The sequence below is a fragment of the Clostridium cellulovorans 743B genome (assembly GCF_000145275.1).
In the GTDB taxonomy this organism is placed as follows: domain Bacteria; phylum Bacillota; class Clostridia; order Clostridiales; family Clostridiaceae; genus Clostridium_K; species Clostridium_K cellulovorans.
Genome location: NC_014393.1, coordinates 1,480,285 through 1,492,570 on the forward strand (window position 1 = coordinate 1,480,285; position 12,286 = coordinate 1,492,570).

A 12,286-nucleotide genomic window follows, 5' to 3' on the forward strand; every position below is an offset into this window, starting at 1 on the left:
GTATATTTCATGGTGAAAATCACGAAATAGAAATAAGAAATGTAGAAAAATCAATAATTTTGCGATGGGATAATATAAATAGGAGGATAAACTTATAAAAAATAAAAGCAACCTCAAAATAGGTATAACACTTATTTTGAGGTTGTTATTTTTATATTTTATTTTGTTATTGTGATTGTACATTTGGCTATTTTAGTAGGGTCTTGAGCAGAAGTTGCAGTTATAACTACAGTTCCTGCGGCAACAGCATGAACTACGCCATTTGAATCAACCGTTGCAATATTAGCATTGCTACTAGTCCAATTTATTGTTTTTACAGTAGCATTAGTTGGATTAATAGTAGGAACTAATATTAAGTCTGTATCACCAACTTTTAATGTGGCAGTTGTTTTATTAAGAGTTACAGTTACAACTCCATATACGACGTTCAAAACTTTAGAAGAAGTAAAACTACCATCTGTAGTTTTAGCTGTAATGGTAACAGTACCAGGAGCTACAGCAGTAACAACACCAGTAGTGCTAACTTTAGCAATAGCCTCGTTGCTACTAGACCAAGTGACAGTCTTGATAGTAGCAGTAGTAGGAGCAATTGTAGCAGTTAAAGTTAAAGGAGTACCTATTTTTACATAAGTTGATGTGGAATTTATAGTTACTCCAGTAACTGGTACAGGTACTGTAACAGTACATTTAGCAATCTTAGTTGGATCCTGTACAGAAGTTGCCGAAATAATAGCAGTACCAACTTTAATAGCATGAACTTTACCAGTTGAATCAACAGTGGCAACAGCTGGATTACTACTAGTCCAAGTTACTGATTTGTAAGTAGCAGTAGCTGGGTTAACTGTTGGAATCAACGAAATATCATTCTCTCCGACTTTTAAGATAGCGGTAGTTTTATTAAGAGTAATAGTAGTAACACCGTATATAACTTCTAAATTTTTAGAAGCCGTGAAACCACCATCAGTAGTTTTAGCAGTAATAGTAACAGTACCAGGAGCTACAGGAGTAACAACACCAGTAGTGCTAACTTTAGCAACAGCTTCATTACTACTAGACCAAGTGACAGTCTTAATAGTAGCAGTAGTAGGTGTAACAGTAGAAGTTAAAGTTAAAGTGGCGCCCATTTTTACATAGCTTGATGTAGCGCTAACAGTTACGCCAGTAACAGGTGAAGCTACAGTAACAGTACATTTAGCAACTTTAGTGGAATCCTGTACAGAAGTTGCTGAAATAATTGCAGTACCAGTTTTAATAGCATGAACTTTACCAGTTGAATCAACAGTGGCAACAGCTGGGTTGCTACTAGTCCAAGTTACTGATTTATAAGTAGCAGTAGTTGGATTAACCGTTGGAATTAATGAAATATCGCTACCTCCAACTTTTAAAATAGCAGTAGTTTTATCAAGAGTAATAGTAGTAATACCGTATATAACTTCTAAATTTTTAGAAGCAGTAAAACCACCATCAGTAGTTTTAGCAGTAATAGTAACAGTACCAGGAGCTACAGGAGTAACAACGCCGGTAGTACTAACCTTAGCAATAGATTGATTGCTACTAGACCAAGTGACAGTCTTAATAGTAGCAGTAGTAGGTGTAACAGTAGAAGTTAAAGTTAAAGTGGCACCCATTTTTACGTAGCTTGATGTAGCGCTGACAGTTACGCCAGTAACAGGTGAAGCTACAGTAACAGTGCATTTAGCAACTTTAGTTGAATCCTGTACAGAAGTCGCTGAAATAATGGCAGTACCAGTTTTAATAGCATGAACTTTACCAGTTGAATTAACAGTGGCAACAGTTGGATTGCTACTAGTCCAAGTTACTGATTTATAAGTAGCAGTAGTTGGATTAACCGTTGGAATTAATGAAATATCGCTACCTCCAACTTTTAAAATTGCAGTAGTTTTATCAAGAGTAATAGTAGTAACACCGTATATAACTTCTAAGTTTTTAGAAGCCGTGAAACCACCATCAGTAGTTTTAGCAGTAATAGTAACAGTACCAGGAGCTACAGGAGTAACAACACCAGTAGTGCTAACTTTAGCAACAGCTTCATTACTACTAGACCAAGTGATAGTCTTAATAGTGGCAGTAGTAGGAGCAATAGTAGAAGTTAAAGCTAAAGTACCACCCATTTTTACGTAGCTTGATGTAGAACTAACAGTTATGCCAGTAACGGATACTGGAACTGTCACAGTACATTTTCCAACTATAGTAGGGGCTTGTACTGAAGTTGCTGAAATAATAGCAGTACCAGTAGCAATCGCATGAACTTTACCAGTTGAATCAACAGTAGCAACATTTGGATTACTGCTTGACCACGTTACAGATTTATTAGTAGCACCTGCTGGTAATACATTTGCTGTTAATGTAACATCATTACCGCCAAGTTTCACATAAGTTGTTGTTGGATTAATAGTAATACTTGAGACATTTTGAGTTACTGTAACTGCGCATGTCGCAGTAAAGCCACCATCAGCTGTTTTAGCAGTAATTGTAGCAGTACCGCCTCCAACAGCTTTAACAACACCATTTGTAACTGTAGCTACGTTTGTATTATCTGAGGTCCAAATAATAGTTTTATTAGATGCATTACTTGGTGTAAATGTAGGAGTAAGAGTAGCGGAGGCACCAGCACTAAGAGCTAATGTATTATTAGAAATACTAAAAGCTGTTAAACTGATAGGATCGTAATAATCTAAAGTCAATTCAAGAATAACGTCATTTGTATCAGCAGTTCTTGGATAATCAGAAGATGAACAGCTATAACCTGTTAAGTTAGTTATTGCCTTCTGTGCTGTTGCAAGATCAGCGGCAAATGTTTTCCCAGGTATATATCTAACGGTTAGTGCAACTTCATGATTTTTCATAGCATCCTGAATCTTAACGATAAGCTCTGAGACATCATTAACTTGATAGTTAGTACTTAGGTAATCTAAACCTAATTCTGATGATAAGGTATTATAGAATGTAGCATTTGCTGAATCAGTAGCAAGTTTATTCTTTAGAGTATTAGCAAAATCAGTAGTTGCTGCAGGATAAGTAAGAGTCCATGCATGATTTGCTTTAATCTGCGCATCTGTAAGGTTGTAATACGTATGAATAGCTCTATCTTTTACATCTGGAACTGGGTCATCCCAAGTTGAATCAAGATGATACCAAGCACCTTCAAGGTAAACTAAATTCCATGCATGAGCAGATCCATGACCAGTTCCCTCAATAATTTTTGTCTGGATGCCTACTTGATTAAGCATTCTATAAGTTAGAAGAGCGTAACCTTGACATACTGTTTTATATGGAGAAACAAGTCCAGCATAAGCAGAATGTTGAACTAATGTGGTATCGTAGGCTATGTTCTTAACTATCCAATCATGGATAACCTTTTCTTTTTGAAAATCATTCATTCCTGGAGTTATGATTTGGCTTAGAACTTCAGTGATTTTCTGAGTTACGTAATTATCTTGAGTTGCGGTATTCCAATATGTAAGAGTAAATGTAAGATTGGCTACTCCAGCACTGGAAGACCCAGTGTAACTCCAACCTTTAAAGGTGTAATGTAAATAATCATCTGAGGCTAAAATATTATCTATCAAAAGAGTAAGATTTGTATTTAGCTGAAGATAATCGCCTGAGTACGTTACTGTATAAGTAGTTTGTTTTGCTTCCATAGCAACTTTTAATTTTGTCTGAAGTTCTGCTTCAGTTGATGCAGTATCAGTAGCTGCATAAGTAGTAATAGTTAGAGTTAGGAAAGATAGAAGAAAAAATGTAGCGATTTTAATGAAATTAAATTTTAAGCTTTTTTCTGACATAGAAACCTCCTTATTTATATTTAAAATTTAGTATGAAAATATATACATACTTGTTAATCGTAATATCGTACGCTTTTTAAATATCTTCACTGATACTTGAAGAAAAACAAGTATATAACAAATTATACAATATGTAAGCGGGAATTTGAAATAAAATTCTTAGCAAATTTGTACATAAATAGCATACTGTAAATGATTAGTAGGAAATATACAGGAAATATTGAATTTATATTAAAAAATATAGAGATATTGAGAGGTTAATAATTTTTATGTGGAATCTTTATTGAAAAAAATATATATTTATAATATATAAATACATATTGTGGGAGGTAAATTATGGATATTATAATAGAAAATATCCTTACAAGAAGAAGTACTAGAAAATTTAAAGTTGATCAGATTAGAGATGAAGATTTAAGTACTATTTTAGAAGCAGCAAAACATGCACCAAGTGGTGGAAATTCTCAATGTTGGCATTTTACTGTGATTCAAAACCAAGAAATCCTTAAAAAGTTAAACTATTTAGTAAGAGAGGCTTTTGCTAAGGTGGTAGTTGACGAAAATACATATAAAAGTATTAGAACTGGTAAAGCAGCAGCACAAAATGAAAATTATTGCTTTTACTACAATGCACCAACCTTAATTATAGTATCTAATGAAATAAATTACGGAAATGCTATGGCTGATAGTGCATGTGCTATAGAAAATATGCTTTTAGCAGCAAATGCCTTAAGTTTAGGCTCATGTTACATAAATCAAATAAGATGGTTTTATGAAGATGAAGCTATGAGAAAGGTTTTAACTGAAATAGGTATACCAGAAAATCATCAGGTTTGTGGTTCTGTAGCTTTGGGGTATAACGATGGATTAATACCAGCCACTAAAAAGATTAAAGAAGGTACTGTTACTTTCATAAGATAATTTTTGTTTAGAGTTATATATAAATTTTGAACAAGAATCTTCATGAGTTATATTGATTTTTTAGTATTTCCATAGATTTGGGTGGAGTAAAGGTGATGCCTGAAATTCTATTTTTAGGATTTACAGGCATCACCTTTTAATAAACATAGTTTATATTCATTTTTCATAATCATTATATAATAGTTTGTTAATTGATTTATCAAGAGCTAAACTACTTTTAGAATATAAAGCTTTTTCTGAGATGATAGCATATTTGCAACTATCACCTTTGGTTTTTATATAAGAATGTATTATCTGAGCTTCATCTAAATTTTCTTTATTAATTTCCCAAGGTTCTTGTAATAATTCTTCCTTAAAATAAAAGAGAATATTATTTTTTATAGTAGCTTTAAGTTCATAAGAATGGCAATGGTTAAGATTAAATTTTTCACTAAAGACAATTCTATTACCTTTGATAAGAAAAATCTTTGCAAAGGAATCATCTAAATATTCTATAAAAGCTATGTTCCTATTCTTATTCATAAATTCTACAGTGTTCTTTTTATCCAAAATATAATTTATAGAACTTATATAATCTCTATATTTTGCAGCAGTTTCGAAATCAAAACTTTCAGCAGCATTATTCATCACTAGATTCATTTCCTCAATAATGCTTTTATCGGAGCCATTTAATAGCTGAAGTATTTTATTATAAATTTCAATATACTGATTTTGAGATACTTTATTCATACACATACCCATACAAAGCTTTAATGAGTAATTTATACAAGCAGAGCCTTTGCGAGAGTTATTTGTACAGGCGATTTTTAAATGGTTCTTTATTCCTAAAATTCCTCTTTCAACTATGTTTCTACTGGTATATGGGCCAAAATAAATACAATTATCATCTTTCACTGCTTCACTTTTAAGGCTAATATCTAGACAATTATCACCTAAAGCAACCTGGATATAGCTGTAGGACATAGGACTTTTCATTAATCTATTATATGGAGGCTTTATTTCTTTGATCAATTTGCATTCAAGAATAAAGGCTTCAAATTCAGTATCAGTAATTATATAATCAAAGTCCTTAAGGTTCTGAACTAACCTAATAACCTTTGAGGAATGATTTTTTGAATTCTGAAAGTAGGAAGATACCCTATTTTTGAGGTTCTTAGATTTCCCTATATAGATAATATTTTCAAGGGAGTCTTTCATTAAATAAACACCTGGAACTGATGGAAGTCCTTTGATTTTTTCCTTTAGATTCATAAGCTTTTCTCCAAATATATGTTTCATCATTAAGTGATGGATATCAACATTAAAACTTGGTAATTTTAATGTCAGTTATAATTGCAGGTTATCATTAAGTAATATATACCTATATTCAAATCTTGAATTTGTAGCAAAATCTTCATTGATAAAATTAGTACTGAGGTTAATAAAATTTAGAATAAGTTGTAGGTATCTATATATTATAAAAGCACTTTAATAAAAAAGGAACCACTAGTTAAGAAAATCCCATAGCTAGTGGTTCTTTTTTATTATTAGCTATATTCATATAATGAAATCAGAAGGGGGCTAAATTAATTTTCATAGAGGTATAAAAAATAGAAATAATAGAGGAGATATATAATATGAAAGTCGGAGTAATTATGGGTGGAATTTCATCAGAAAGAGCAGTATCACTAAAGTCTGGGGAAGAAGTAGTAAAATATTTAAATAGAAATAAGTACGAGGTTATTCCTATAGTAATAGATTCTAAAAAGCAGGTAGTAGAAAAAGTTCAAGGAATTGATTTTGCTTTTATAGCTTTGCACGGAAAGTTTGGGGAGGATGGTACAATTCAAGGAATTCTTGAAGCTTTAGAGATTCCTTATAGTGGCTGCAGCGTATTAACTAGTGCCATTTGTATGAACAAAGGCATAACAAAGAGTCTTCTTCAAAATGCTAATATAAATACAGCACCTTGGATTACCGTTAAATCTGTAGAGGAAATCGATTATGAAAAGATAAAAAGTCTTGGATATCCTGTATTTATTAAACCTAACAATGGAGGATCTAGTGTTGCAACCTTTTGTGTAAAAGATGAAGGGGAAGTAGAAAAGGCTGTTAAAGAAGGTCTAAAATATGATACAGAGGTAATGATAGAAAAGTATATAAAAGGAGAAGAAATCACTTCTTTTATATTGAATGGAGAAGTTTTTCCAACAGTGATGATAGAAACGAAAAGCTCAGGATTCTTTGACTACACAGCTAAATATGATGATAATGGTGCAGAGGAAAATGTAGTATATTTAAAAGAACAATTGCAATCACAAGTAGCGGAGATTTCTAAGAAAATTTGGGATTTGTTATATTGCAGAAGCTACTCAAGAGTTGATATGATAATAAGTAACGGAATTCCTTATGTTTTAGAAGTTAATACCTTGCCGGGACTTACTCCTCACAGTTTAATTCCCAAAAGTGCTAAAGCAAAGGGAATGGAATTTAGTGAATTGTTAGATAAAATTATAAAATATTCCCTTGTTTAGGAGTTGAAATTATTTTGATATTTTCTTCAATAGAATTTAATGATAAAGAGCCGATATATTTGCAAATCGAAAATTATATAAAGATCATGATAAAGAATGGAATGCTAGTTACTGATGGGAAACTCCCTGCTACAAGGGAACTTTCTACAATCTTAGAGGTAAGCCGTAATTCTGTAATTACAGCTTATGAAAACTTAGAGGTAGAAGGAATTCTTTATACGGTAAAAGGAAAAGGCACTTTTGTAGCTAAGAATAAAATTCTTAAAGGTGAGCAATGGAAGGTTTCTTGGGGTGAAAGAACTAATAACTATGGCAGACTTTCGGAAGAACTAGACATAGTTAAGCATGAAATTCCATGGTCAAAGAATTTGATTTCTTTTAAAAGCATTTCACCAGATGGAGAACTCTTTGATATGGAGGAGTTTAAGAAAGCTTTTTTAAATAGTATTTCTATTGAAGGACATAAAATATTAAATTACGGATATGCAAAAGGATATAAACCTTTGATGGATTATCTGAAAGCTTATATGAGGAAAAAAGGAATTGAAACAGAGGACAAAGAAATAATAATAACCAATGGTTTTACAGAAGCATTGGAAATATTACTTACTGCTTACACAAAGCCAGGAGATAAAATCCTTTGTGAAAATCCTACCCATAATACTGCCATAAAAATTATGAGAGTTCATGACCTTGATATCATTGGTGTAACAATGAAGGAAGATGGTATTGATTTAAGTGAATTAGAAACCAGATTAAAGTCAGGAAAAATAAAGTTTGGATACTTGATTCCTTCTTATCATAATCCTACTGGTATAGTGATGAAGGCGGAAAAAAGGCTTAAAGTATACAAGTTATTTAAGAAGTATGATGTTCCAATAATAGAAGATGGCTTTAGTGAAGAACTATTATACAATAGTACTCATATTTCACCAATGGCTGCTTTAGATAAGGGCGGAACAGGGGTAGTTTATATAGGGAGTTTTTCAAAAATATTATTTCCTGGGATTAGAATTGGGTGGATATTAGCTGATAAAGAGCTTATATCAACAGTTGAAAGCGTTAAGAGATGTAAAAACATTCATAGCTCCTTTTTAGATCAAGGAGTTTTATATGAATATCTTAAAAGCGGAGCCTTTGAAAAGCATGTAAAAAAAACTAGAAGGTTTTATAAAGAAAAATATGAATTAGCATTAAAGTGTATAAATAAATATATAACCCCAAGTTTTATATATGGAGAAGGAGCACTTCATGTATATATAGGGCTAGACGGAATATCTTCAAGGGAATTGCTTGATAGATGTTATAAAAGAGGTGTGATATTTACGACCGGGGATATCTTTAGTATAGATGATTCGTGTAAAAATACTCTAAGATTGGGATTATCAAGGGTTACGCTAGAGGAAATTGAAGAAGGAATTAAAATAATCGGGCAATGTATAAATGAACTTCAAAGTGAAGGGTAGATTAGATAAAAAGAGATATGCTTAAGTAGAAAGTTACTACTAAGGCATGTCTTCTTTTATTTCTTATAGAAAATGCAATTATAGAATACAATAATAGGATTTAGCTTTAACAAAGTAGATGTAGAAGGAATACTATAGAATACGACAAAATTTGAGGTGAATTTTATGTTTGCTATGGGAAAGCTTAATTGCTTAGAAAGTGTTGTATTTGAAAATAAACAGCTTACCGAAAATATAGTTCAACCAAGCTACTATGCACAATTCGAGAAGTTTCCTGCATTAAGGATTGGTTTGGTAATTATAATAGTAGCTTTAATAATATATTTAATTTTTCAAAAAGAAATTAAAATTTCAATTTTAAGATGGAAAAAATCTATTAGTAATACTAAAAACAATAGACGCCCCAAGGAAGCTTTATCAAAAAATGATATAGATAGAATTATGAGTACTGCTGGATATGCCTATAATCCAATACAGGATATATTCTATTCAATAACACATCCTTGGCAAAGAGAGATGGGATATTGTCATTTCTATGATGAAGCAGCACCAATTTTAGGATTAGTTATTGATTGTGAACCAATTAAGTTTATGTATAAAGGGGAACTTTGGCTAATTGAACTTTGGAAAGGTCAGTATGGCATGACTACTGGTTGTGAAATAGGGGTATACAAGAAGGCTAAAATGCAACTAGATATACCAAGAGTTTTTAAAGGAAACTTTTATGATGCTGTAGAAGATTTTGAAAGGTTAGATATGAAAATGAGTTTAATAAAAGACAATAAGGAGATATTTAGAAGAGAAGGTATAAGTTGGTGGCTAACAGGCTTCAAGTTAGGGATGTTTTCTCATCCTTCAGAGTTAATAGTGGATTTGAGCATTACCTTAAAAGATCTAGAAATGCGAAATGCTTTTATAATGGCTTTGATAGATATAGGATATTTAGAAGATGAAATTTATTTAGACAATAATACTGTAACTTTTCAATTTAATAAACCAAGAACAAAACAGCCAACTTCAAAAAAGAAAATATTTCTTTCAATTGTTCAAAGTTCAAATAAGTTGAATTGTAGAAGGTATCAAAAAATAGCAGGTAATCATAAAAATTTTTATGATGCAATTAATGCTATCGAAAAAGAAACACCAGATTTATTTGATAAGATAATAAATTTAAGGAAGTTCAACGAACTAAAGAATATGTTGGGTATTAAAAGAAAATAGCTCATCATTGTTATAGCTTAGAATAATCACTTTTCTTTTTTAGTGGTTAATTTTTTATGTGTAGGATACCTCTGATAGTAGTTAATTATATTAATATCAGAGGTTTTAGTCATGGATTTTTGAACTTTTCAAACCATGAGACATTTTTATCTTTGTAACATAGAATGTTATGAATAGTATTTTATAACATAACGAGGATAATCATGGATGCGATAAATCGTATATCAGAAGTTTTTAAAAAATCAAAGGAAGTTTTTATCGATGATAGCTCTAGATTAGCATTAATCAGCGATTGCCATAGAGGTGATGGGACTAGTTCAGACAGCTTTTATAAAAATGAAAGATTGTATTTTACAGCTATAAATCATTATTATCAGGAGGGGTATACTTATGTAGAAGTCGGTGACGGTGATGAACTTTGGGAAAATAGAAATTTTTATGATATTCAAAAGGTTCATAGCAACGTCTTTAAGTTTTTGTCTAAATTTTATAATGAAAAGAGACTTTATTTTATTTATGGAAATCATGATATGATTAAGAAAGATGAAGAGTTTGTTAATAGAAATTTCTATAGATATTTTGATCAAAGAACAAAGAGTGAAATTCCTTTGTTTGAAGATATAAAAATTCACGAAGGATTGGTTTTAAAGTATAAAAGAGAAGAAGATAAAATTTTGGTAATCCACGGACATCAAGCAGATTTTTTAAATGATGATTTATGGGTGGCAAGTAAGTATATGGTTAGATATCTATGGAGACCACTTGAAATGTTTGGAGTTAAAGATCCAACAAGTACAGCTAAAAACTATGAAAAAAAACTTGCCGTTGAGAAAAAGCTTGTTGAATGGGTAGAAAAAGAAAAACATATACTAATTACTGGACATACCCATAGACCTATGTTTCCAAAAGTGGGGCAACCACCGTATTTTAATGATGGAAGCTGCGTTCATCCAAGATGTATAACTGCTATAGAAATAGTAGATGGTTATATTACTCTTGTAAAATGGAATATTAAAATTAGAGAAGATGGTGTATTGTTTGTTGGAAAAGATATTTTAGCAGGGCCATGCAAGTTAGAGGATTATTTTAATAGCTTCAATTGATTTATATTTTTAAGTTCACATCACTGATTATTTGAACCAAAGGATTTTTGAAGCTAGTCTTTATAACTTGTTTATCATCATATAAATATTAAGAATAAATAAAGCCGACAAAAGTGTTAACTAAGAAGGGGGGGTGTATCTTTTAAAAAAGTAAGAGCCCCTTTATTTACATAAGCTGATATTTTAGTAATAAATATAAGTTTTTGATGTTGATGTATTATTTTTCCTATGATAAAATCAATCTAGTTAATCAATGGTATTAATAAGTATTTTAATATTAATTGGGATATGATTACATAAAGGAGCTAAAGTATATGAGTAATTCATCACATACAAAACAGTTAATGGCAGAATCTCTAAAAAAACAGATGGAGAAAACCCCAATTAACAAGATTTCTATACAAAATATTGTTGATGGCTGCGGATTAACAAGACAATCCTTCTATTATCATTTTCAAGATGTCTATGAATTATTAGGGTGGATTTATAGTAATCAAGCAGCTAAATGGCTGGAAGAAGAAAGTCGTTATGAAAATTGGAAAGAAGGATACTTAGAAGTTTTCAAATATATAGAAAAGAACAAAACATTCTGTTTAAATACCTTGCATTCAGTTGGTAGAGAGCATTTAGAAAGGTTTCTTTTTGCCAGTGCCTCAAAGCACTTAATAGGAATTGTAGAAGAGATATCTGGAGATATGAAAGTTCCAGAGGAAAAGAAAAAAATAGTAGTGGATTTTTATACTCCAGCTTTCATAGCATTAGTTGGAAAGTGGATGGAGGGAGGAATGAAGACAAAACCAGAAGAAATTATCGAAGCTATTGGGGTTTTAGTGGATGGAACTATAGAGAAAGCATTAAAAGAATATTCAATAAATAAGTAATATAAGTATATATCAGTGTTAAATTGTAAAAAGTATGCAAAATATTTAATGAAAATTCAGTTGCATTTTGATACAAAAATGTCATAATTAAAGTGTATAATAAAAACATAATAAAATGTTTTTTCATAAATCCTCTTACAATTTAGATGAACACTGGTATCCCCGTGCCAGTGTTTTTTCTATTTGCAATTAAAAATTCCATAATAATAAATTAAAATTATCGATTAAAGCTTCTTTAATAAATATTTGTTTTTGACACAGAAATGACACAATTGACACCTATAATCAAACTAAAGTAAAAAATCTTTTAAAACATTTTTTAATATTTTCCCTCTCCCTATAACATATAGAAAAACATTGGTATCCCCGTAC

8 protein-coding genes are annotated in these 12,286 nt (G+C 31.1%); 6 read left to right on the plus strand and 2 right to left on the minus strand.

Annotated features, from left to right (window positions below):
- Positions 1-158: 158 nt before the first annotated feature.
- The gene (locus CLOCEL_RS21980; RefSeq protein WP_013291655.1) at positions 159-3,809 is read right to left on the minus strand and encodes an Ig-like domain-containing protein; all 3,651 of its coding nucleotides are present in this window, start codon (positions 3,807-3,809) and stop codon (positions 159-161) included.
- Between the two features lie 336 nt (positions 3,810-4,145).
- Here CLOCEL_RS21980 and CLOCEL_RS06055 point away from each other — a divergent pair, with 336 nt between their 5' ends.
- On the plus strand, positions 4,146-4,730 hold the full coding sequence (locus CLOCEL_RS06055) for a nitroreductase family protein (protein ID WP_010076174.1): 585 nt from the start codon (positions 4,146-4,148) through the stop codon (positions 4,728-4,730).
- 156 nt (positions 4,731-4,886) lie between these two features.
- Here CLOCEL_RS06055 and CLOCEL_RS06060 read toward each other — a convergent pair whose 3' ends face one another.
- Complete coding sequence (locus CLOCEL_RS06060) at positions 4,887-5,981, minus strand: GIY-YIG nuclease family protein (protein ID WP_010076173.1); 1,095 nt, start codon at positions 5,979-5,981, stop codon at positions 4,887-4,889.
- A gap of 365 nt (positions 5,982-6,346) precedes the next feature.
- Here CLOCEL_RS06060 and CLOCEL_RS06065 point away from each other — a divergent pair, with 365 nt between their 5' ends.
- The 5 genes from CLOCEL_RS06065 to CLOCEL_RS06085 all read left to right on the plus strand — a co-directional run bounded on the left by CLOCEL_RS06065 (position 6,347) and on the right by CLOCEL_RS06085 (position 11,914).
- Positions 6,347-7,243 carry a D-alanine--D-alanine ligase gene (locus tag CLOCEL_RS06065; protein WP_010076172.1) on the plus strand — a complete coding sequence of 299 codons (897 nt, stop codon included), beginning with the start codon at positions 6,347-6,349 and terminating at the stop codon, positions 7,241-7,243.
- Between the two features lie 17 nt (positions 7,244-7,260).
- Positions 7,261-8,709: an aminotransferase-like domain-containing protein gene (locus tag CLOCEL_RS06070; RefSeq protein WP_423200072.1), complete on the plus strand. Its 1,449-nt coding sequence runs from the start codon at positions 7,261-7,263 to the stop codon at positions 8,707-8,709.
- A 165-nt stretch (positions 8,710-8,874) separates the two neighbouring features.
- The gene (locus CLOCEL_RS06075) at positions 8,875-9,930 is read left to right on the plus strand and encodes a DUF4474 domain-containing protein (protein ID WP_010076170.1); all 1,056 of its coding nucleotides are present in this window, start codon (positions 8,875-8,877) and stop codon (positions 9,928-9,930) included.
- 203 nt (positions 9,931-10,133) lie between these two features.
- Positions 10,134-11,033, plus strand: a complete 900-nt coding sequence (locus CLOCEL_RS06080; protein WP_010076169.1) for a metallophosphoesterase — start codon at positions 10,134-10,136, stop codon at positions 11,031-11,033.
- A 314-nt stretch (positions 11,034-11,347) separates the two neighbouring features.
- Entirely contained in the window at positions 11,348-11,914 is a 567-nt protein-coding gene (locus tag CLOCEL_RS06085; RefSeq protein ID WP_010076168.1) for a TetR/AcrR family transcriptional regulator C-terminal domain-containing protein, read from the plus strand.
- Positions 11,915-12,286: the final 372 nt, after the last annotated feature.

Coding starts and splice junctions, on each gene's coding strand:
- CLOCEL_RS21980 (WP_013291655.1), bottom strand. CDS start 3,809: ATGTCAGAAAAAAGCTTAAAATTTAATTTCATTAAAATCGCTACATTT.
- CLOCEL_RS06055 (WP_010076174.1), top strand. CDS start 4,146: ATGGATATTATAATAGAAAATATCCTTACAAGAAGAAGTACTAGAAAA.
- CLOCEL_RS06060 (WP_010076173.1), bottom strand. CDS start 5,981: ATGAATCTAAAGGAAAAAATCAAAGGACTTCCATCAGTTCCAGGTGTT.
- CLOCEL_RS06065 (WP_010076172.1), top strand. CDS start 6,347: ATGAAAGTCGGAGTAATTATGGGTGGAATTTCATCAGAAAGAGCAGTA.
- CLOCEL_RS06075 (WP_010076170.1), top strand. CDS start 8,875: ATGTTTGCTATGGGAAAGCTTAATTGCTTAGAAAGTGTTGTATTTGAA.
- CLOCEL_RS06080 (WP_010076169.1), top strand. CDS start 10,134: ATGGATGCGATAAATCGTATATCAGAAGTTTTTAAAAAATCAAAGGAA.
- CLOCEL_RS06085 (WP_010076168.1), top strand. CDS start 11,348: ATGAGTAATTCATCACATACAAAACAGTTAATGGCAGAATCTCTAAAA.